Annotated in this window: 23 protein-coding genes; 5 read left to right on the top strand and 18 right to left on the bottom strand. The window is 68.1% G+C overall.

The features are described 5' to 3' along the window. Positions 1-18: 18 nt before the first annotated feature. The 15 genes from metK to AC0B44_RS04460 form a co-directional block, all read right to left on the bottom strand. On the bottom strand, positions 19-1,233 hold the full coding sequence (metK, locus tag AC0B44_RS04530) for a methionine adenosyltransferase (protein ID WP_471901718.1): 1,215 nt from the start codon (positions 1,231-1,233) through the stop codon (positions 19-21). A gap of 137 nt (positions 1,234-1,370) precedes the next feature. After that, complete coding sequence (gene coaBC, locus AC0B44_RS04525) at positions 1,371-2,651, bottom strand: bifunctional phosphopantothenoylcysteine decarboxylase/phosphopantothenate--cysteine ligase CoaBC (protein WP_471901717.1); 1,281 nt, start codon at positions 2,649-2,651, stop codon at positions 1,371-1,373. Further along, the gene (gene rpoZ / locus AC0B44_RS04520; protein ID WP_471901753.1) at positions 2,648-2,941 is read right to left on the bottom strand and encodes a DNA-directed RNA polymerase subunit omega; all 294 of its coding nucleotides are present in this window, start codon (positions 2,939-2,941) and stop codon (positions 2,648-2,650) included. The genes coaBC and rpoZ overlap by 4 nt, the downstream gene beginning before the upstream one ends. Before the next feature lie 99 nt (positions 2,942-3,040). Beyond that, positions 3,041-3,652 (bottom strand): guanylate kinase, encoded by a 612-nt coding sequence (gmk, locus tag AC0B44_RS04515; RefSeq protein WP_471901716.1) that lies wholly within the window; start codon positions 3,650-3,652, stop codon positions 3,041-3,043. 4 nt (positions 3,653-3,656) lie between these two features. Further along, the gene (gene mihF, locus AC0B44_RS04510) at positions 3,657-3,977 is read right to left on the bottom strand and encodes an integration host factor, actinobacterial type (RefSeq protein ID WP_006551450.1); all 321 of its coding nucleotides are present in this window, start codon (positions 3,975-3,977) and stop codon (positions 3,657-3,659) included. Positions 3,978-4,375: 398 nt separating this feature from the next. Then, positions 4,376-5,203, bottom strand: a complete 828-nt coding sequence (pyrF, locus tag AC0B44_RS04505; RefSeq protein ID WP_471901715.1) for an orotidine-5'-phosphate decarboxylase — start codon at positions 5,201-5,203, stop codon at positions 4,376-4,378. Next, the gene (carB, locus tag AC0B44_RS04500) at positions 5,200-8,547 is read right to left on the bottom strand and encodes a carbamoyl-phosphate synthase large subunit (protein WP_471901714.1); all 3,348 of its coding nucleotides are present in this window, start codon (positions 8,545-8,547) and stop codon (positions 5,200-5,202) included. The genes pyrF and carB overlap by 4 nt, the downstream gene beginning before the upstream one ends. Further along, positions 8,547-9,731 carry a glutamine-hydrolyzing carbamoyl-phosphate synthase small subunit gene (carA, locus tag AC0B44_RS04495; protein WP_471901713.1) on the bottom strand — a complete coding sequence of 395 codons (1,185 nt, stop codon included), beginning with the start codon at positions 9,729-9,731 and terminating at the stop codon, positions 8,547-8,549. Before carA ends, carB begins: the two co-directional genes overlap by 1 nt. Positions 9,732-9,843: 112 nt before the next feature. After that, positions 9,844-10,344, bottom strand: coding sequence for a PH-like domain-containing protein (locus AC0B44_RS04490; protein WP_471901712.1), 501 nt, complete (start codon positions 10,342-10,344; stop codon positions 9,844-9,846). A 9-nt stretch (positions 10,345-10,353) separates the two neighbouring features. Continuing rightward, positions 10,354-11,664 (bottom strand): dihydroorotase, encoded by a 1,311-nt coding sequence (locus AC0B44_RS04485; RefSeq protein WP_471901711.1) that lies wholly within the window; start codon positions 11,662-11,664, stop codon positions 10,354-10,356. A 41-nt stretch (positions 11,665-11,705) separates the two neighbouring features. Beyond that, the gene (locus AC0B44_RS04480) at positions 11,706-12,647 is read right to left on the bottom strand and encodes an aspartate carbamoyltransferase catalytic subunit (RefSeq protein WP_471901710.1); all 942 of its coding nucleotides are present in this window, start codon (positions 12,645-12,647) and stop codon (positions 11,706-11,708) included. Then, positions 12,644-13,276: a bifunctional pyr operon transcriptional regulator/uracil phosphoribosyltransferase PyrR gene (pyrR, locus tag AC0B44_RS04475; RefSeq protein ID WP_471901709.1), complete on the bottom strand. Its 633-nt coding sequence runs from the start codon at positions 13,274-13,276 to the stop codon at positions 12,644-12,646. The genes AC0B44_RS04480 and pyrR overlap by 4 nt, the downstream gene beginning before the upstream one ends. A gap of 227 nt (positions 13,277-13,503) precedes the next feature. Next, positions 13,504-14,013 carry a transcription antitermination factor NusB gene (nusB, locus tag AC0B44_RS04470; RefSeq protein ID WP_471901708.1) on the bottom strand — a complete coding sequence of 170 codons (510 nt, stop codon included), beginning with the start codon at positions 14,011-14,013 and terminating at the stop codon, positions 13,504-13,506. Next, the gene (efp, locus tag AC0B44_RS04465; protein ID WP_471901707.1) at positions 14,014-14,577 is read right to left on the bottom strand and encodes an elongation factor P; all 564 of its coding nucleotides are present in this window, start codon (positions 14,575-14,577) and stop codon (positions 14,014-14,016) included. 36 nt (positions 14,578-14,613) lie between these two features. After that, complete coding sequence (locus tag AC0B44_RS04460; RefSeq protein WP_471901706.1) at positions 14,614-15,711, bottom strand: M24 family metallopeptidase; 1,098 nt, start codon at positions 15,709-15,711, stop codon at positions 14,614-14,616. A gap of 73 nt (positions 15,712-15,784) precedes the next feature. Between AC0B44_RS04460 and AC0B44_RS04455 the strand changes: the two genes are divergently transcribed. The 5 genes from AC0B44_RS04455 (at position 15,785) to AC0B44_RS04435 (ending at position 18,880) form a co-directional block, all read left to right on the top strand. Next, on the top strand, positions 15,785-16,366 hold the full coding sequence (locus AC0B44_RS04455) for a B-4DMT family transporter (protein ID WP_471901705.1): 582 nt from the start codon (positions 15,785-15,787) through the stop codon (positions 16,364-16,366). Positions 16,367-16,432: 66 nt separating this feature from the next. After that, a complete protein-coding gene (locus AC0B44_RS04450; protein ID WP_471901704.1) occupies positions 16,433-16,870 on the top strand; it encodes a hypothetical protein in 438 nt (145 codons plus the stop codon). Between the two features lie 78 nt (positions 16,871-16,948). Then, positions 16,949-17,377, top strand: a complete 429-nt coding sequence (locus AC0B44_RS04445; RefSeq protein ID WP_471901703.1) for a helix-turn-helix domain-containing protein — start codon at positions 16,949-16,951, stop codon at positions 17,375-17,377. Further along, on the top strand, positions 17,374-18,231 hold the full coding sequence (locus AC0B44_RS04440) for an alpha/beta fold hydrolase (RefSeq protein WP_471901702.1): 858 nt from the start codon (positions 17,374-17,376) through the stop codon (positions 18,229-18,231). The genes AC0B44_RS04445 and AC0B44_RS04440 overlap by 4 nt, the downstream gene beginning before the upstream one ends. Before the next feature lie 55 nt (positions 18,232-18,286). After that, positions 18,287-18,880: a TIGR03086 family metal-binding protein gene (locus AC0B44_RS04435; RefSeq protein WP_471901701.1), complete on the top strand. Its 594-nt coding sequence runs from the start codon at positions 18,287-18,289 to the stop codon at positions 18,878-18,880. A gap of 24 nt (positions 18,881-18,904) precedes the next feature. On the opposite strand, the gene AC0B44_RS04430 is transcribed toward AC0B44_RS04435, so the two are convergent. From AC0B44_RS04430 to AC0B44_RS04420, 3 genes are read right to left on the bottom strand one after another with little or no spacing between them, the layout of a single operon-like run. Further along, positions 18,905-19,708 (bottom strand): transglutaminase-like domain-containing protein, encoded by an 804-nt coding sequence (locus AC0B44_RS04430; RefSeq protein WP_471901700.1) that lies wholly within the window; start codon positions 19,706-19,708, stop codon positions 18,905-18,907. Positions 19,709-19,748: 40 nt separating this feature from the next. Beyond that, positions 19,749-20,858 (bottom strand): 3-dehydroquinate synthase, encoded by a 1,110-nt coding sequence (gene aroB / locus AC0B44_RS04425; RefSeq protein ID WP_471901699.1) that lies wholly within the window; start codon positions 20,856-20,858, stop codon positions 19,749-19,751. Then, entirely contained in the window at positions 20,855-21,415 is a 561-nt protein-coding gene (locus AC0B44_RS04420; protein WP_471901698.1) for a shikimate kinase, read from the bottom strand. The genes aroB and AC0B44_RS04420 overlap by 4 nt, the downstream gene beginning before the upstream one ends. Position 21,416 lies beyond the last annotated feature (1 nt).

The following is a 21,416-nucleotide window of genomic DNA, read 5'->3' as shown; positions in this document are numbered from 1 at the left end:
CGGGTGCGACCGTCTCCGTCAGAGTCCGGCGGCCGCGCGCAGCTTGTCGGCGCGGTCGGTGTTCTCCCACGGCAGGTCGATGTCGGTGCGGCCGAAGTGGCCGTACGCGGCGGTCTGCGCGTAGATGGGACGCAGCAGGTCCAGGTCGCGGACGATCGCGCCGGGGCGCAGGTCGAACACTTCGTTGACGGCCTGCTGGATCCGTGCGGGATCGGCCTTCTCGGTGCCGAAGGTTTCGACGAACAGCCCGACCGGGGCGGCCTTGCCGATCGCGTATGCCACCTGGACCTCGATCCGGTCGGCCAGGCCTGCCGCGACGGCGGTCTTGGCGACCCAGCGCATCGCGTACGCGGCGGAACGGTCGACCTTCGACGGGTCCTTGCCCGAGAACGCACCGCCACCGTGACGGGCCATGCCGCCGTAGGTGTCGACGATGATCTTGCGGCCGGTCAGTCCGGCGTCACCCATCGGGCCGCCGAGCACGAACGAACCGGACGGGTTGACGAGCAACCGCACATCGGCGACGTCGAGGTCCACGAGGTTCGGGTCGGCCAGTACGGCGTCGACGACGTGGGCCCGCAGGTCGGGAGTGAGCAGGTTGTTGAGATCGATGTCGGCGGCGTGCTGGGTGGAGATCACAATGGTGTCGAGGCGGACCGGCTTGTCGCCGTCGTACTCGATGGTGACCTGGGTCTTGCCGTCCGGCCGCAGGTACGGGAGCACGCCGGTCTTGCGCACCTCGGTGAGGCGACGCGAGAGGCGGTGTGCCAGGGAGATCGGCAGGGGCATCAGTTCGGGGGTTTCCGAGCAGGCGTACCCGAACATCAGCCCCTGGTCGCCGGCACCCTGCAGCGCGACCTCGTCGTCGGTGAGAGTCCCGCTGCGCGCCTCGAGGGCCACGTCGACGCCACCGGCGATCTCGGGCGACTGCGCACCGATCGCGATATTCACACCGCACGAGTTGCCGTCGAAGCCCTTGGAGGAGCTGTCGTAGCCGATTTCGAGCACGCGGTCGCGCACGATCTTCGGGATGTCGGCGTACGCGGAGGTGGTGACCTCGCCGACGACGTGCACCTGACCGGTGGTCACGAGCGTCTCCACGGCGACACGCGCACGGGGATCCTCGGCGAGCAACGCGTCGAGCACGGAGTCACTGATCGCGTCGCAGATCTTGTCCGGGTGTCCCTCGGTCACGGACTCACTGGTGAAAAGCCGACCGCCGGTCTTGCTCACAGAACTCCCTCTCGCCTGATGTGTCTAGCTCTGAACGGACGCTGTGGAGCGGCACGCTCCCGGTCGGGTCCAGCCCGGCCACTTTGCCGACGCTACTGTCCCGGCAGCGTCGGCGCGAGTATTAAACTCATCGGACTTTACGTCGGGTCGGCCTGCGACAGCAGCGGTCGCAGTGCATCGAGAACCCGGCTCGCCATCAGAGCCTTCGAACCGTGGGCCAGCGCCGTCTCGGATCCGTCCGCGGACAACAGCCAGCCGTCGTTGTGGTCGACCTCGAATGCCTTGCCGTCCCCTACCGCGTTGACGACGAGAAGATCGCAGCCCTTGCGGGCGAGTTTGTCGCGCGCGTAGGTCAGGACGTCACCGTGTGCGTCGCCGGTTTCGGCTGCGAAACCGACGATGACGGTGTCTTCGGACAGGCCACCGTCCTTACGCGCGCGCACCAGGCCGGCGAGGATGTCGTCGTTCTTCGTCAGCGCGATCGAGTCCGGTTCGCCCGCACCCTTCTTGATCTTGCTTTCGGCGAAGGTGGCGGGCCGGAAGTCGGCGACCGCTGCGGACATGACGACAGCGTCGGCGCCCGCGGCGTGCTTGGTGACCGCGTCCTGCATCTGCGCGGCGGTCTGAACCCGGACGACGTCGACGGCGGCCGGATCGGCCAGACCTGCGACAGCGCCCGCGACGAGCGTGACGTCCGCGCCGCGCTGGGCGGCGAGACGAGCGAGGGCATAGCCCTGCTTCCCCGACGAGCGGTTGCCGAGGAATCGGACAGGATCGAGCGGTTCGCGGGTACCACCTGCGGAGACGACGATGCGCCGGCCGACGAGGTCGCGTGGGAGCGCATCGGCGCGTTCGAGCAGCAGCGACGCCAACGCGAAGATTTCGTCGGGCTCGGGCAGTCGCCCGGCGCCGGTGTCCTTGCCGGTCAGACGCCCGGAAGCGGGTTCGACTACCACGTTGCCGCGACGGCGCAGGGTTGCGACGTTGTCGACAGTGGCGGGGTGTTCCCACATCTCGGTGTGCATCGCGGGCACGAACATCACCGGGCAGCGCGCGGTGAGAAGAGTTGCGGTGAGAAGGTCGTCTGCGCGGCCGGACACCGCACGGGCCATGAGGTCGGCGGTGGCGGGGGCAACGACGACGAGGTCGGCCTCCTGCCCCAGCCGCACGTGCGGAACCTCCGGCACATCGGTGAAGACTCCGGTGTGCACCGGGTTACCGGACAGGGCCTCGAAGGTGGCGCGCCCGACGAACTCGAGGGCCGATTCCGTCGGAACGACCCGGACATGATGCCCGTTCTCGGTGAACGCCCGGATCAGGGCGCACGCTTTGTAGGCGGCGATCCCGCCTGCCACTCCGACGACGACGCGGCGGCGCTGACCGGCTTCCGGAGCGCCGTCCGCGGCGTGAAGGCTCACTCGCCTTCGGTGTGCTCGAGCAGATCCGCGTGGATCTCGCGCAGCGCGATGGACAGCGGCTTCTCCTGCAGACCCGGCTCGACGAGCGGGCCGACGTACTCGAGGATGCCGTCACCGAGCTGGTTGTAGTAATCGTTGATCTGACGGGCGCGCTTGGCCGAGTAGATCACCAGGGCGTACTTCGAGGAGGCGCGTTCGAGCAGCTCGTCGATCGGCGGGTTGGTGATACCCAGCGGAGTGTCGTAGACCGGAAGGGCGTTGCCCTCGAGGTCGGTCGCTGCTGCTTGCATGCTGCTCACTCGGTGTTCTCCTGAGTTTTCGCGGGATAGAAACTAGCGTCGGCGGACTTGCGAACCGGCACCGGTCGGGCGCCGGGAGGCACGCTCCGGTTATCCGTTTTCGGGACCGACCAACAAGGATACCAACTCTTCGCACGCATGGTCGACATCGTCGTTGACGATGACCACGTCGAACTCGTCCTGGGCGGCGAGTTCGATGCGTGCGGTGTCCAGGCGGCGGGCCACGACTTCGGGGGATTCGGTGCCGCGTCCGGTGAGGCGCTCGACGAGCACCTCCCAGCTCGGCGGTGCGAGGAAGGCCAGGATCGCCTCGTCCATCGCGGCCCGCACAGCGCGGGCTCCCACCAGGTCGACCTCGACGAGTACGGGACGTCCGGCGGCGAGCGCGTCGCGTACCGGTGCCGCCGGGGTGCCCGAGCGTTGCAGACCGGCGTGGATGTCGGCCCACTCGAGCAGTTCTCCGTCGTCGATCATGCGATCGAATTCTTCGCGGGTGACGAAGCGGTAGTCCACCCCGTCCACCTCGCCCGGTCTCGGGGCGCGGGTGGTCGCGGAGACACTGAACATCAGATTCGGCACCCGGGTGCGCAGACGGCGCACGACAGTCGACTTACCGACCGCGGAGGGGCCGGCCAGAACTACCAGCCGGCCCCTCCGCGCTGCGGGTGCGCTGTCCGTCACGGGATGTGCGTCAGCTTCCACGGTCTCAGGCGTCGAAATCGAACCTGGCGAGCAGGGCCTTGCGCTGACGATCGCCGAGTCCGCGCAGACGGCGGGTCGGAGCGATCTCCAGTTCGGTCATGATCTCCTGCGCCTTGACCTTGCCAACCTTCGGCAGGGCCTCGAGCAGTGCGGATACCTTCATCTTGCCGAGGATTTCGTCGTTCTCGGCGTCCTTCAGTACCTGCTTGAGGTCGGTGCCGCCGCGCTTGAGGCGCTCCTTGAGCTCTGCCCGGGCACGACGGGCAGCAGCCGCCTTCTCCAGAGCAGCGGCGCGCTGCTCATCGGTCAGCTGGGGAAGGGCCACGGTTCCTCCGTCTCATCGTTGGAATTCAGTCTTCACCGCTGTAACCAGCGGCGATAGCGACCGTACTCACGACTTCCGACGAATGCGAACCGGCCCCCCGCCGTGGCGCTCGAAAATCCGTGCGGTAGTGCGCCCGGATTCCGGGGCGAAAACGACACGGCCGGAACGGCGGAATTTGCCGTCCCGACCTGCCGGAACAGAGGAAAGGTGCAGGTCACGGGCCCTTGACGGCGAAAACGGCAGCTCACGCGCCGTTTGCGGGCAAGATCACCGGCACCCGCCGGGAACCTCGTCGCGGACCCCGGAAAAAAATCTCGCGGTTCCGCGTGTCGCGGCGCGCGGATCCGCAGGTCAAGGACCGTACACACGCATGTACGGTCCCCGACCGTTCGGACCGTTCAGTCCTGCAGGAACGCGAATTGCTCGACCGTGCGGGCGACGGCGTCACGCAGCGCCGGTACGGACGGTCCCGCGCGCAGCACCTCGCGCGAGACGTTGGGCACCACGGCCTTCAGATTCCCTGCTGCCAAGCGGCGGACGTCGGAGGCGGTTCCCCCCTGCGCACCCACTCCCGGCATCAGGACGGGGCCGTTCAGCCCGCTCAGGTCGGGCGCCTGGGACAACGTTGCTCCGACGACGACACCCACCGAACCGAGACGGCCGGCCCCGGCATTCCGCGTGGCGGCCTCGTCGACCATCGCCTGGGCGACGGTGCGACCGTCCTCGAGCCGGGCATTCTGCACCTGCCCGCCCTCCGGGTTCGAGGTCGCGGCCAGCACGAAGACCCCACGGCCCGTCCGCTCCCCCAGATCCAGCGCAGGAGCGAGGGCACCGAAACCCAGGTAGGGAGAGACCGTCACCGCGTCCGAGCACAGAGGCGAGCCGTCAGCGAGCCAAGTGCGCGCGTACGCATCCATTGTGGAACCGATGTCACCGCGCTTGGCATCGGCCAGCACGAGGGTCCCGGAACCGCGCAGCACGGCCACGGTGCGCTCGAGCACTTCGAGACCCTTCGAACCGAACGCCTCGAAGAACGCGACCTGGGGCTTGACGACGGCGACGACTCCGTCGAACGCCTCCACGCACAGCTCGCTGAACTTCTCGAGGCCGTCCGTGTCGGCACCGAGTCCCCACGCGGTGAGCAGTTGAGGGTGAGGATCGATGCCGACACAGAGCGGTCCACGGCTCGCGAGTGCATCCGCGAGCCGTTCACCGAAAGTGCTCACGACTGTCCGGCGGCGACGGCTCCACGCATCCGCGCGTGCAACCGCTGGATGGAGCTGACACCGATGTCCCCGCGGATCGCGGCCTCGATGCCCTGCACGGCCGCCGACGCACCCTGCACCGTGGTGATGCACGGAATGTTCGCCGCGACTGCCGCACTACGGATCTCGTAACCGTCGACGCGCGGGCCGGAGTTGCCCCACGGCGTGTTGATCACCATCGCGATGTCGCCCGCACGAATGCGGTCGACCACGTCGAGCGCACCCTCGGGGCGTTCCTCCTCGGACACCTTGTACACGTGCTCACAAGGAACACCGTTGCGGCGCAGCACTTCTGCGGTGCCGACGGTGGCGGCGATATGGAACCCGAGGTCGGCGAGGTGCTTGACCGGGAAGATCATCGACCGCTTGTCCTTGTTCGCCAGCGACACGAACACGGTGCCCGAGGTGGGCAGCGAGCCGTACGCCGCGGTCTGGCTCTTGGCGAAGGCCGTACCGAAATCGTCGTCGATGCCCATCACCTCACCGGTGGACTTCATCTCCGGGCTGAGCAGCGTGTCGATTCCGGTTCCGTCGGCGCGGCGGAACCGGTTGAACGGCAGCACCGCTTCCTTCACCGCGACCGGCGCATCCAGCGGGATCTCGCTGCCGTCGCCCTCGGCGGGCAGGATTCCGGAGGCGCGAAGTTCGGCGATGGACTCGCCGAGCATCACCCGAGCACACGCCTTCGCGAGCTGAACGGCCGTCGCCTTGGACACGAACGGCACGGTGCGGCTCGCCCGGGGATTGGCCTCGAGGACGTAGAGGATGTCGTCCTTGAGCGCGTACTGCACGTTGAGCAGGCCCTTGACGCCGATGCCGGCAGCGAGCGCAGCCGTCGAACGACGAACGTTCTCGATGTCGGAGCGGCCGAGGGTGATCGGCGGCAGCGCGCACGCGGAGTCGCCGGAGTGGATGCCGGCCTCCTCGATGTGCTCCATGATCCCGCCGATGTAGACATCGGTGCCGTCGCACAGTGCGTCGACGTCGATCTCGACGGCGTCGTCGAGGAAGCGGTCGACGAGCACGGGGCGGTCGTCGGAGATCTCCGTGGCGCGGGAGATGTAGTTCTCGAGCGCCTTCTCGTCGTAGACGATCTCCATGCCGCGTCCGCCCAGGACGTACGACGGCCGCACCAGCACCGGGTAGCCGATCTCGGCGGCGATGTCGCGCGCGCCCTCGAAGGTGGTGGCGGTGCCGTACTTCGCGGCGGGCAGCCCCGCCTCGTCGAGGACACGGCCGAACTCACCACGGTCCTCGGCGAGATCGATCGCCTCGGGGCTGGTGCCGACTATCGGAACTCCCGCAGCCTTCAGCCGTCGCGCCAGACCCAGCGGGGTCTGGCCGCCGAGTTGCACGATGACACCGGCGACCGTGCCGGACTCGCATTCGGCGCGGTACACCTCGAGCACGTCCTCGAACGTGAGCGGCTCGAAGTACAGGCGGTCGGCGGTGTCGTAGTCGGTCGACACCGTCTCGGGGTTGCAGTTGACCATCACGGTCTCGTACCCGGCGTCCGACAGGGTCAGCGCGGCGTGCACGCACGAGTAGTCGAACTCGATGCCCTGGCCGATGCGGTTCGGACCCGAACCCAGGATGAGAACCTTCGGCTGGTCGGGCTGCGCCGAGACCTCGGTCTCCGCGCCCGGATCCAGCTCGTACGTCGAGTAGTGGTACGGGGTCTTCGCCTCGAACTCGGCAGCGCACGTGTCGACCGTCTTGTACACCGGGTGCACACCCAGCTCGCCGCGCAGCGCACGGACCGCGTCCTCGTCCGCGAACTGGTTCGGACGCAGTGCTGCGATCTGGCGGTCGGAGAAGCCGTGGTGCTTGACGTACCGGAGTTCGTCGGCGCCGAACGTCTCGGCGCTTCGAACCTTCTCGCCCAACCCGACGATCTGTGCGATCTCCTCGAGGAACCACGGGTCGATCTTGGTGGCGTCGAAGACCTGCTCGAGGCTCGCGCCGAGCTCGAACGCCTGCGCGACCTGGTAGATCCGGCCGTCGGTGGGCGTCTCGATCGCCTTCAGCAGTTCGTCGAGCGAGCCCTCGACCTCCGGGCCGGTCCAGAAACCGGCGCGCTTGGTTTCGAGCGAGCGCAGCACCTTGCCGAACGCCTCGGCGAAGTTGCGGCCGATCGACATCGCTTCACCGACCGACTTCATGGTGGTGGTGAGCGTGCCGTCGGCACCCGGGAACTTCTCGAATGCGAAGCGCGGCGCCTTGACCACGACGTAGTCGAGCGTCGGCTCGAAGCACGCCGGCGTTTCCCCGGTGATGTCGTTGATGATCTCGTCGAGCGTGTAGCCGATGGCGAGCTTGGCGGCCATCTTCGCGATCGGGTAACCCGTCGCCTTCGACGCGAGCGCCGACGACCGCGACACGCGAGGGTTCATCTCGATGACGACCAGACGGCCGTCGCTCGGGTCCATCGCGAACTGGATGTTGCAGCCACCCGTCTCGACGCCCACCTCGCGGAGGATGGCGATCGAGAGGTCGCGCATCTTCTGGTACTCGCGGTCGGTCAGCGTCATCGCCGGCGCCACGGTGATCGAGTCACCGGTGTGCACACCGACCGGGTCGACGTTCTCGATGGAGCACACGATCACGACGTTGTCGCGACCGTCGCGCATGAGCTCGAGCTCGTATTCCTTCCAGCCGAGGATCGACTCCTCGATGAGCACGTTCGCGGTCGGCGACGCGGCGAGACCGCCACCGGCGATGCGCTCGAGGTCGGCTTCGTTGTAGGCCATGCCGGAGCCGAGCCCGCCCATGGTGAACGACGGCCGGACCACGACGGGGTACCCGAGTTCGGCGACGGTCGCGCGGACCTCGTCCATCGTGTAACACACGGCGGAGCGGGCGGATTCGCCACCGCACTTGGCGACGATGTCCTTGAACTTCTGCCGGTCCTCACCGCGCTGGATCGCGTCGAAGTCGGCGCCGATCAGCTCGATGTCGTACTTGTCGAGGATGCCCTGCTCGGACAGCGCGACGGCGGTATTCAGCGCGGTCTGGCCACCGAGCGTCGCGAGCACCGCGTCGATCGGGGTGCCGTTCGCGGCTTCCGCGGCGATGACCTTCTCGACGTATTCGGCGGTGATGGGCTCGATGTAGGTCGCGTCGGCGAACTCCGGATCGGTCATGATCGTCGCCGGGTTGGAGTTGACGAGCGAGACGCGCATGCCCTCCTCGCGGAGGACCCGGCACGCCTGGGTGCCGGAGTAGTCGAACTCGCAGGCCTGACCGATGACGATCGGGCCGGAGCCGATGACCAGGATGTGGGAGAGATCGGTACGGCGTGGCATCAGTTCTTCTCTCCCTCGAGCATGCGGGTGAAACGGTCGAACAGGTAGGAGGCGTCGTGCGGCCCCGCCGCGGCCTCCGGGTGGTACTGCACCGAGAACGCGGAACCGTCGGCGAGCTTGACGCCTTCGACGGCACCGTCGTTGGCGCACGTGTGGCTGATCACGGCGCGGCCGAACGGAGTGTCGAACTCCTGGCCGGCCTCACCCTCGAGCGCGAAACCGTGGTTCTGCGCCGTGATGGCGATGCGACCGGTCTCGTGTTCGACGACGGGGATGTTGATCCCGCGGTGACCGAACTTCATCTTGTAGGTGTTCAGGCCCAGCGCGCGGCCGAGGATCTGGTTGCCGAAGCAGATGCCGAACAGGGGCAGTCCCTGGCCGAGCACCTCCTTGGTCAGGTGCACCGCTCCGTCGGCGGTCGCCGGGTCACCGGGGCCGTTCGAGAGGAACACTCCGTCGGCCTTCAGGTCGAGGATGTCGTGGAGCGTGGCGCTGGAGGGCAGCACGTGGACGCGGATGCCGCGTTCGGCGAACATGCGCGGCGTGTTGGTCTTGATGCCGAGGTCGATCGCCGCGACGGTGAAGCGCGGGTCGCCGCCGGTGGGTTCGACCACGTATCCGCTGGTGGTGCTCACTTCTCCGGCGAGATCCGCGCCGAGCATCGACGGCTGGCTCTTGACGCGGTCGAGCAGCGTGTCGATGTCGAGGTCGTCGCCCTTCCAGGCGAGCGCGTCGCCGGAGAAGACGCCGGCGCGCATCGAGCCGCGGGTGCGGAGGTGGCGCACCAGGGCGCGGGTGTCGATGCCCGCGAGACCGACGACGTTCTGCCGTGCCAGCTCGTCCTGCAACGAGCCGGTCGCGCGCCAGCTGGACACGCGTCGCGAGGGGTCGCGCACCACGAATCCGGCCACCCAGATCTTGGACCCGGAGGAGTCACCGTCGGGCCCTACCGACTCGTTGTCCTCGTGGTTCCACCCGGTGTTGCCGATCTGCGGCGCCGTGGCCACCACGATCTGACGGTGGTAGCTGGGATCGGTGAGTGTCTCCTGGTAGCCGGTCATGCCCGTGCTGAACACGGCCTCACCGAGGGTCTGTCCGACCGCTCCGAAAGGCGTGCCACGGAACACGCGTCCGTCCTCGAGGACCAGCACCGCGGTGCCGGCGCCGAATGTTCCGCCGCTCATGCGTTGTCTCCGTTCTTCTCGACCGCACCAGAACCGGCCGTACGGGCGGAAATCTCGCGTGTCGTGTTCGTCATGTTCGTCGTCGCTGTGATCGTCATCGTCGTTGTGATCGTCACTCTTCGTTCTCGTCCCGAGTCTGTTCCCGAGTCCATTGCGGATAGATCGACTTGTCGTCCCCACGGAAGCCCGTGTCGACCTCGGTCCCCGACGGCAGCTGCCACCGGATCACGAGCACGCCGTCCTTCGTCATGACCTTGCCCGCCAGGCCGCGTTCGGTCCGGATCGCCCGGATCGACTCCTGGGGAATCCAGATCGGCGACTCGCCGTGCCGTTCCAGGAGCACTCCCGTCCGGTACCGGCTCAGTTCGGCGCTTGCCCGGTAGCCCAGGTCTCCCACGGCCACGCGGTCCTGCCAACTCGGTGCGATCGTGCTGCCGACGTACAGACCGGTGCTCGGCTCGATGAGCCGCTCCCCCAGTTCTGCGGGCACCACCGGCAGTTCCCCGATGGCGTCCTGCTGTCGTCGGGCCCGGCCGCGCCAGCCCTTCCACATCAACAGTACGAGCACCACCCACAGCGCCAGGAATCCGACGGTGAGCACTATCCGGTCCATCTCGTCTGCCTACTTTCCGTCGGTCCGGGGGTACACCGCGCCGTCACGCGCGGTGATCCTGCCGCGAAGCACTGTCGCGGTGACCCGTCCCGGCAAGGTCATGTCCTCGTACGGGGTGTTCTCTGCGATGCTCGCCAGGTCGGGGCCGTGCACCGTCCATTCGGTGTCGGGGTCGACGAGCACCACGTTGGCGGGTTCTCCCACCTCGAGCGGGCGTCCCTGGTCGTCGAGCCCGACGATCTCCGCGGGTCGCTCGCTCATCACCTTCGCCACGCCGCGCCAGTCGAGCAGACCGGGACGCACCATCGTCTCGATCACGATGGACAACGCTGTTTCCAGGCCGAGCATTCCGGGGCGGGCCTGGGAGAACTCGCAGCACTTGTCCTGCTCGGCGTGCGGTGCATGGTCTGTCGCGACACAGTCGATCACGCCGGAGGCGAGCCCGCGGCGCAGCGCCTCGACATCGGAGCGTTCCCGCAGCGGCGGGTTGACGCGATTGATGCCGTCGTAGGTCTCGAGCCGGGAGTCGTCGAGCAGAAGGTGGTGCGGGGTGACCTCTGCGGTGATCGAAATCCCCTGTGCGCGAGCCCATTCCACGAGCGATACGGTGCCGGCGGTCGACGCGTGACAGATGTGCACACGGGCACCGGCGTCACGAGCGAGCAGCGCGTCACGGGCGACGATGGACTCCTCGGCGGCGCGCGGCCACCCGGCGAGACCGAGGCGCGCGGCCGTGGGACCCTCGTGCGCGACCGCCCCGACCGTCAGCCTGGGCTCCTCGGCGTGCTGAGCGATGAGCACTCCGAGTGACGACGAGTACTCCAGCGCGCGGCGCATGAGCAGCGGATCGTAGACACACTTGCCGTCGTCGGAGAACATCTTGACCTGGCCGACACCGGCGGCCATCGTGCCCATCTCGGCGAGTTGCTTGCCTTCGAGTCCGACGGTCACAGCCCCGACCGGGTGCACGTCGACGAGCCCGACTTCCTGGCCGCGACGCCACACGTGATCGGTGACGACCGCGGAGTCGGCTACCGGATCGGTGTTGGCCATCGCGAAGACCACGGTGTAACCGCCGCGGGCCGCCGCAGCGGAGCCCGAGTCGATGGTCTCGGTGTCTTCGCGACCCGGCTCACGCAGGTGGGTGTGCAGGTCGACGAAACCGGGCAGCAGGATGCGGCCGGTGCCGTCGAGGACCTCCGCGTCCGCGGCCTCGAGCCCGGAGCCGATGGCGAGGATCTGCTCGTCGCCGAGCAGCACGTCGACCGGATCCCCTTCGCCGTAGAGCCGGACGTTGCGGATGAGCACCTGCGGCGTCACCGGGGCATCTCCTCTTCCCTGTGTTGGTTCCGAAGCCGCGTTCACGACAGACTTCCTTCTGTACCGACGAGCAGCCGGAAGAGCACCGCCATACGCACGTGCACACCGTTGCTGACCTGTTGCAGGACTGCCGACTGCGGTGCATCGGCGACCGGGAACCCGATTTCCATACCGCGCAGCATCGGCCCCGGGTGCAGGACCACGGCATGCTCGGGGAGCAACGCGGCGCGCTTGGCGCTGAGGCCGTATCGGATGGAGTACTCGCGGGCCGACGGGAAGAACCCGCCGTTCATCCGTTCCGCCTGCACACGCAGTACCAGGACCGCGTCGAGACCGGGCAGTTCGGCGTCGAGCGAATCCGCGACACGCACCGGCCAGGTCTCCACGCCGACCGGCAGCAGGGTGCGCGGCGCGACGAGCACGACCTCCGCGCCGAGCATGCTCAGCAGCAGGGCGTTGGACCGGGCGACCCGGCTGTGCAGCACGTCGCCGACGATCGCGATGCGGCGTCCTTCGATCCCGCCGAGCCGCTGACGCAGGGTGAGCGCGTCGAGCAGGGCCTGGGTCGGGTGTTCGTGTGTTCCGTCACCGGCGTTGATCACGGCCGGGCCGGAGCCGGATTCGTTGGTCCACTGCGCAATCCGGTGGGCCGCCCCGGAGGCCGGGTGGCGGACGATCAGCGCGTCCGCGCCGGCGGCGTGCAGTGTCAGCGCGGTATCGCGCAACGACTCGCCCTTCTGCACCGACGAACTGGACGCCGAGACGTTGATCACGTCCGCGCTCATCCACTTGCCGGCAACTTCGAAGGAGACGCGGGTGCGGGTCGAGTTCTCGTAGAACACCGTCATGACGGTGCGGCCGCGCAGCGTCGGGAGCTTGCGGACCTCACGGCCGAGCAGTGCCTGCTCGAAGCGTTCGGCTTCGTCGAGAAGCCCTGTCGCGGAATCCTTGTCCAGATCCGCGATGGTGAGCAGGTGTTTCACTGGGACTTGCCTCCCGAGATCTCCACGGCGTCGCGGCCGTCCTGTTCGGTGAGCAGCACGCTGACGTCCTCGCTGCGCGCGGTCGGCACGTTCTTGCCGACGTAGTCGGCGCGCAACGGGAGTTCGCGGTGGCCACGGTCGACGAGCACGGCGAGTTGCACTGCCTCCGGGCGGCCGAGGTCGCGCAGCGCGTCGAGGGCGGCGCGGACGGAACGGCCCGAGAAGAGGACGTCGTCGACGAGCACGACGAGTGTGTTGTCGACGCCACCGTCGGGTACCGACGTGCGTTCGAGCGGGCGGTGCGGCTTGGTACGCAGGTCGTCGCGATACAGGGTGATGTCGAGGGAGCCGACGGGTACGCGGACACCGGAGAACTCTTCGACGCGGTCGGCGATGCGGTTCGCGAGCGTGATGCCGCGGGTGGGGATTCCCAGCAGGACCACCCGCCGCGCTTCCTCGGGGGTGTCGAGCGCGGTCTTCTCGATGATCTGATGCGCGATTCGCGCGATGGTGCGGTGCACATCCGCCGCGGAGAGAAGCTCACGCGCGGGTGCGTCGGTGGGGGGCGCCGAATTGGCAGAAGACGCTGAATCGGTAGAAGCTGTGGACCCGTCCTCGGACACGGTCATGCAGCGACCTCCTTCTCCGCCTCACTGGACGGATCGTTAAAGGATGTCTGACAGTCGTCGAGCCTATCAGCGTGCACCTGCCCGAAAGCGCGGTGCGCGGGTGAAGCGCAACACAGAAAGTCGAGACATCCCCGGCTACGGAAAACACGGGGAAAGCACGCGAGCGGGCTCCGATGGGACGACACCCACGGGAACCCGCTCGACGAAGTGGAACCGGTACGGTCCGGTCAGGACTCGTCGGAGTCCTTGGTGGGTGCCTCGGTGGGCGGCCGCACCAGGGTGGCCGCCGCAGCCGCGCGCACCTGGTCCGCAACGGTCACGATCTGGCCGAGAACACCGTTGACGAAGGCCGGCGAATCGTCGGTCGACAACTGCTTGGCGAGTTCGACGGCTTCGTCGACCGCGACGACCGGCGGCACATCGGTGGCGTGGAAGAGTTCCCACACCGCGATGCGCAGGATCGCCCGGTCGACTGCGGGCAGTCGATCGAGTGTCCACTCGTGCAGGTGATCGGCGATGACGCGATCGGTCTCGTCGAGGTTGTCGGCGACACCGTTGATGATGGTCTGCGCGTAGGGCGGCACCGGCGCGACCTGGTCGTCGGCGACGGCGAGTTCGACTCGGTCGGCGGCGAGGTCGACGGGATGGACGTCACGTGCCTCTGCCTCGAAGAGCAGGTCGACAGCGCGCTTACGGGCCTTGTGACGGGCCCCGAGCTTCTTCTGGGTACCGGACACTCAGGAGTTCACTCGCCCCAGGTAGTTGCCGTCACGGGAATCGACCTTGAGCTTGTCACCGGTGTTGATGAACAGCGGCACCTGGATCTCGGCGCCGGTCTCGAGGGTCGCGGGCTTGGTGCCGCCGGTGGAGCGGTCACCCTGCAGGCCCGGGTCGGTGTGCTTGACGACGAGCTCGATCGTGACGGGCAGTTCGACGAACAGCGGGGTGTCGTCGTGCGTCGCGACCTGCACGGCCATGTTCTCGAGCAGGAACTTCGCCGCATCGCCGAGCAGCTCGGGGCTGATCGAGATCTGGTCGAACGTCTGCGAGTCCATGAACACGTAGTCGGTGCCGTCGTTGTACAGGTACGTCATGTCGCGGCGGTCGACCGTCGCCGTTTCGACCTTGACACCGGCGTTCCAGGTCTTGTCCACGGTCTTGCCCGACGTCACATTCTTGAGCTTCGTACGCACGAAGGCGGGGCCCTTGCCCGGCTTGACGTGCTGGAACTCGATGATCTGCCAGAGCTGGCCGTCGATCTTCAGAACGAGTCCGTTCTTGAAATCACTGGTGTCAGCCACTTACTTCGCGTCTCCTAGAGTCGGGGAAAAACCGCCTCAAACGACGGTCAATGTCTTGTCGGTGAGCGTGAGCAATTCCGGAGTCTGCTCCCGCACCACGAGCGTGTCCTCGATCCGCACGCCTCCGCGCCCCGAGAAGTACACACCCGGCTCGACGGTCACCGCCGCACCGGCGACTAGTGTACCGGTCGCCGCTGCGCCGATTCCCGGCGCTTCATGGATCTCGAGTCCGACGCCGTGACCGAGGCCGTGGAGAAACAGATCCGCATGCCCCGCGGCGGCGACGACATCGCGCGCCGCGGCGTCCACGGCAGCGCACTCCACGCCCGGTGCGAGCGCCTCGCGCCCGGCGCGCTGCGCCGACAGCACCACCTCGTACAGATCGCGTTGCCAGTCCGCCGCGCGACCCAGCACCAGGGTTCGGGTCATGTCGGAGTGGTACCCGCCCACCTGGGCACCGAAGTCGAGTTTGACGAAGTCTCCGTCGGCGAGCACGGCGCCTGTGGGGCGGTGGTGCGGAATCGCGGAGTTCTCCCCCGCCGCGACGATCGTCTCGAACGAGATGCCGTCGGCACCGTGCTCGAACATGCGCCACTCGAGGTCCCGCGCGACTTCCTTCTCGGTACGCCCGGGACGCAGCCCGCCCGCTGCGACGAGATCGGCCAGCGCACGATCGGCGACCGCGCAGGCCTCGCGCAGCAGGCCCACCTCGTGCTCGTCCTTGACCATCCGCAGTTCCTCGACGAGGCCGGGCGACGGGACGAACCGGGCGGCGCTTCCCAGCCCGTCCCAGCGGAAGCGTTCGTCGACGGTGACGACGTGGCTTTCGAAGCCCCACGTGGCGGGGTTCGTGCTCGCTGCCGCGACGAGATGTGCTGCGGAGGCACGGGCGATCTCCGCACGGAGATCGGGCACCTGTGCGGCGACCTGGGTGACGTACCGGCCGTCGGTACTGATCACGGTGCGACCCTCGTTCGCGTCGTCGTCGGCGGTGACGAGCAGAGCGGCGTTGGATCCGGTGAATCCGGTGAGATACCGGATGTTGAGAAGATCGGTCACGAGCAGGGCATCGAGGTCGCGCTCGGCGAGCAGGGCACGCAGTGCGCGACGACGGGAGGCGTGATCTGCAGGCATCCGACCAACTTACCCCGCATGCACGTGTGGGACGAGACACACTTTCCGGCCGACAGCCGTTACCCTCGGCTACATGAAACCGTGGTTGGTTCGCGGACTGGGACTTTCCCTCGTCCACGTGATCGTGCGCGCATTGCTCGGTGTCGCCCTCATGCAGTGGCCGTTGCAGGGTTCGATCCTGCGCTGGATGGGCCTGGCCGTCGTCATTCTGGCGGCAATCGTGTGGGCCGGAATCGACGGTGTCCGGGACCGGCGGGCCTACCCCGACCCCGACGACGGGGAGGACCTGACGATGCGGTGGCTCGCCGCGGGCGCGGTCACCGGACTCGTCGCCGGTTTCCTGACGTGGCTCGTCGACACGCTCACCGACCTTCCGATCGGCGTGAAGTCCCTGCTCTTCGAGCTGACCTCGGGCGCGGCCTTCACGGTGCTGCTGGTGTTCCTGCCGGCGATGGCAGCGGTTACCGCAGGTCGTTTCCTCGCGGGCCGAGGCCAGTCCGAGCCCGACGCGGGCGACCGGCCGTCCCGTCGGCAGCAGCCGGAACCCGCGGCGGTGGCGAGCGCACCGGCCGCCGACTCCGCGTGGCGCAACGACGACGCACCGACCGAGGTGTTCCCCGCTGTGGACCCGCACGGACCGCGCCCCGAGCGCTGAACCTCCCGGTAGCGTTCGACCCGAGAGATACGTAGCCAGGGTTCCGCCCGCTGTAGCGTCGACACCATGAGCAAGCTGGACGAAGTGGGCGAACGCGACGGGTGGCGTTGCTGGCTGTGTGACGAGCCGGTGGATCCCGCCATGTCGGTCAACGATCCGCGCGGCCCGAGTGTCGACAGCATCACGACCGCGAAGAAGGGCGCCAAGGGCGGGCAGGAACGACTCGCCCACCGCGCGTGCAACACCAAGAAGGGCGCGGTCAAGCCCGTTGTGCCGTGGCCCGATCGGCTGTTCGTCGTCGATCCCGCCCCGATCATCGGTGTGGTCGAGCAACTCACGCGCAAGGGTGGCCGGGTCGCCGTCGCCCGGTGCCCGAGCAAGGCCGATGCGGTCGAGGCCGGCGACTGGCTCGTGGACCGGTTGTCGCGACTCGCACCGGGGCTGTCGGTCACGACACGGATCAACGCCGGTGGCGGCGGATTCCTCCTGGTACTCACCACCTGATCGCCCCGCTCCTCCAATTCCTCAAATTACCGTATCGCTCCCTATTGACATCACAATAGGGAGCGGTACGGTTCTTTTATGGAAGAAGCGTTGTTCTCCGTCGAGCAGGTCGCCGAACGCCTCGGACTGCATGTCCGCACCGTGCGCAACTACGTACGCGACGGAAAGCTGCCGGCGGTGCGCATCGGCAAGCAGTACCGGATAGCGCAGACCGACCTCGACGCGTTCACCGGCAGAGCGGTTCCCGCACCGCCCCGCGAAACCGTGCGGAGGCAACGACATGCCGACGTCTCGAGCATCGTCGAGATCGACGCCGTGGACCCGAACACCGCGCATCGCCTCACCACGGTCCTGACCGCCGCGGCGGGCACCCGTGGCGGCGGACCGCGACTGCGGATCGACACCGTCTACGACGAGGAACGCGGCCGCATGAAAGTCGTCGTCCTCGGTGGGCTCGCCGACACCGCCCGGCTACTCGACTACATCGAAGGGATCCTCCAGTCGTGAACTCCATCTACAAGTCCGCAACCGTCGCGCAGGAAATCCAGCACCGCTATCGGCAGCACCTCGAGTCGTGGCCGGTCCCCTCCGAACACCGACGCATCCCCACCGACGCAGGCGAGACCTTCGTGGTGGCGTCCGGTCCGTCCGATGCGCCGCCCCTCGTGTTGCTGCACGGGGCCGGCGCGAACAGTTCGACGTGGCTCGGTGACATCGCCTCGTGGGCAGGGAGTTTCCGCACCTACGCCGTCGACCTGGTCGGCGAACCCGGCTTCAGCGCGCCGACGCGGCCGCGCCTGGACACCGACGAGCCCGCCCGGTGGCTCGATCAGGTACTCGACGGACTGGGTGTCACCACATGTGCACTGGCCGGCATGTCGCTCGGCGGATGGAGCGCCCTGGACTACGCGATCCGGCGCCCCGCACGCGTGACACGCCTCGTCCTGCTCTGCCCCGGCGGCATCGGCCGGCAGACGCCCCTGCGCACACTGCCCGCAATGGCGACGCTGCCCTTCGGGCGGTGGGGCCGCCGGCGCGCCGTCGCGCGGGTCACGGGACTGACCGGCCCCGAAGCCGCCCCCGTGCTCGACGACGTGGCACACACGTTCGGAGCATTCCGGCCCCGGACGGAAAAACTCCCGGTGTTTCCGGACGACGCGCTCGGAACCGTGACCGCACCGGTCCTGGTGATCGTGGGCACGCGGGACGTCATGTTCGATTCGGGCGAGACCGCGGAGCGCGCGCAGCGCTGCTTCCCCGGCGCGGACGTGCAGGTTCTGCCCGAGGCCGGTCACGCGATCCTCGGGCAGACCGACCGGGTCCTCGAGTTCCTGAACCGCTCGCGGACCGATCCGCGCTGAGTTCCCGGCACGCTGCCGGTCGATACAGGTGAACCCTCGTACCAAGGAGCCACCGATGACCGACATGCCGGATCTGTCCACCGCGACCCGCCGGATGGAGCGAGTTCTCGCCGGGATCGGCGACGAGCATCTGACGGCGCCCACACCATGTACCGGGGCGGATGTCGGGGCCCTCGTCGATCACGTACTCGGCCTGACAGTCGCCTTCACCTCGGCGGCCCGCAAGGAGCTGGGCGAAGTCACCTCTGCGAACCCGCCATTGCCCTCCACAGGGCCGGGTCGGGGTGATTGGCGCTCGGGTGCTCCGGGACTGCTCGACGACCTCGCCGATGCGTGGCGTGATCCCGGCGCGTGGACGGGCACGACCCGCGCCGGCGGCATCGATCTCCCGGGTGACATCGCCGGACTCGTCGCACTCGACGAACTGGTCGTGCACGGCTGGGATCTCGCCGCCGCCACCGGCCAGCCCTACGGGTGCGCGCCGACGGAGATCGCGGCGTGCATGGCGTTCGCCGAATCCGTGTCCGCCGAACAGCGAACGGAGGGCGGGCTTTTCGGGCCCGCGGTCGCGGTACCGAGCGACGCACCCGCCATGCACAGGTTGCTCGGTCTCACCGGCCGCAATCCGTCCTGGGCTCCGCTCGGCTGAACGAGAGCCCAGCCGAGCGGGACCTCAGCCGAGCGAGATCTGCGACGCGTAGTCGTCGACCGGCAGGTCGCCGACGACGACAGCGGTCACTCTCGAACTCCTCAAGGTGAGACTGCCACCGTGGTTGTCGAGGAACGCCGTGTCGGCGGCGTCCCGGCCGGTGGCGATCCGCACGAGGGACGAGCGCGGGGCCAGCCGTGTCGGGTCCACCACGTGCCAGGCACCGTCGACGTACGCCTCGGTGACGGCATGGAAATCCATCGGGCTGCAGCCGGGAGCGAAGACGGAGACCAGGCGTGCAGGAATGTTCACCGCCCGCAACAGCGCGATCGTCAGATGCGCGTAGTCGCGGCACACTCCGGCACCGGTGAGCAGCGTGTCGGTGGCGCTGTCCGTGCCGCGACTGGTTCCCGGCGTGTACACCAGGTGCTGCTCGACGAACTCGACGATCCGCGCGAGCGTCTCGGCGTCCGGTTCCGGGGACCCGAAACGCGACGCCGCGAAACCGAAGAACCTGTCCGCTTCCGCGTATCGGCTCGGACGCAGGTACATCGACAGGTCGGCGTCGGTGACCGGTGTGACCGGAAACGAACCGTGCACCGTCGCCGAGTATTCGACCTTCACCTTGCCGGGTGCACAGTCGAGCATGTGGATACGGGTGCCGTGCTCGACCACGATCTCGCGCGGCGTGATCTCGTCGTCGTTGTGGACCACGCGCATCGACTCACGAACCTCGGCGTCGCCCGGGTTCGCGACGGCGATCTTCATCTCGACCCGGGTGGCTTCGGTAACTTCGAACTCGAGTACGGAGGCGACTTCACGTTTCATGACACGATCCTGTCACCCGGTCCCGCCGGACGCAGAACCGCTACAGCAGAACGGTGCCCGCGTCCGCAGAACCCTGGCTCGCGACCTCGGAATATGCGGCCGCCAGCAGCGCCGGATCCGGTCCTTCGAGCCGGCCCGGCTTCGCGAGGCCGTCGAGCACGACGAAGCGCAGCAACCCCGCACGGTTCTTCTTGTCGCTCTGCATTCCCTTGAGAAGATCGGCGAAGGCGTCCGGAGCGTATGTGGTGGGCAGGCCCACGGATTCGAGGATCGCGCGATGACGGTCCGCAGTGGCGTCGTCGAGCCGACCCGCGAGCCGACCGAGTTCCGCCGCGAACACCAGACCCACCGACACGGCCGCACCGTGACGCCAGCGGTACCGCTCGCGGCGCTCGATCGCGTGGCCGAGAGTGTGCCCGTAGTTGAGGATTTCGCGCAGGTTCGATTCCTTGAGGTCGGCGGCGACGACCTTCGCCTTGACCTCCACGGACCGACGGATCAGCTCGGGCAGCACGTCGCCCTGCGGATCGAGGGCGGCCGCCGGATCGGCCTCGATGAGGTCGAGGATGACCGGGTCCGCGATGAATCCGGTCTTGATGACCTCCGCGAGACCGGCGATGATCTCGTTGCGCGGCACCGTTTCGAGCGTCGCGAGATCGACGAACACGGCGGACGGTTCGTGGAAGGCCCCGACGAGGTTCTTGCCCGCCTCGGTGTTGATGCCGGTCTTGCCGCCCACGGCTGCGTCGACCATCGCCAGCAGGGTGGTCGGAACGTGATAGACCCGCACTCCCCGCATCCAGGTCGCGGCGACGAACCCCGCGAGATCGGTGGCGGCGCCACCACCGAGACTGATGATCGCGTCGGAGCGCGTCAGGCCGATCCTGCCGAGCACTTCCCAGCAGAACCCCGCGACGGCAAGTTCCTTGCCGTCCTCCGCGTCGGGGATTTCGATGCGGTGGGCGTCGATCCCGGTGTCGGCGAGCGCCTCCCGCACCGCCTCCGCGGTCGCCGTGAGCGTGGGCTGGTGGAAAATCGCGACGGTCCGGGTGCCGGACAGCGCCTCGACGAGGTCGCCCAGGAGGCCCCGTCCGATGACGACGGGATAGGGATCGGCGGTGTTGACATCGATGCGTACCGGTTCGGTCACGGTGTGGTGCTCCGATTCTCTGGAGAGGTCTGAACGGCGGCGGCGTCTTCCACCGCACCGAGTTTGGCAAGGACCTGCTGGACGACACGGCCGGGGCTGCGGCCGTCGGTCCGCACCCGGATGGTCGCCGACTGCCGATACAAGGGGCGGCGGCGACGCATCAGGTCGCGGTATTTCTGGGCGGGGTCTCCCCCGTTGAGCAAGGGCCGCGAAGTGTTGTTACCCGTGCGCCGCAGTCCCTCGGCGACACTGAGTTCGAGGTAGACGACGTTGTGCCCGGCCAGACGCTGTCGCGTCCGGTCCGACAGGATGGCCCCGCCGCCGAGCGAGACGATCCCGTCGTGCCGGTCCAGCGCCTCGGCGACCACGCGTTCTTCGATCTCGCGGAACACCGGTTCGCCGTCCTGCTCGAAGATCTCCGGGATGGTGCGCCCCGTGGTCCGCTCGATCTCCGCGTCGGTGTCGAGCAACGACAGTTCGAGCGCCTGGGCGACTCGCCGGCCGATGGTCGACTTGCCCGCCCCGGGCGGACCGATGAGTACTGCGCGCGGCGCCATA

The sequence above is a fragment of the Rhodococcus sp. NPDC019050 genome (assembly GCF_055664235.1).
This window is presented reverse-complemented; position numbering and strand designations above follow the sequence as displayed.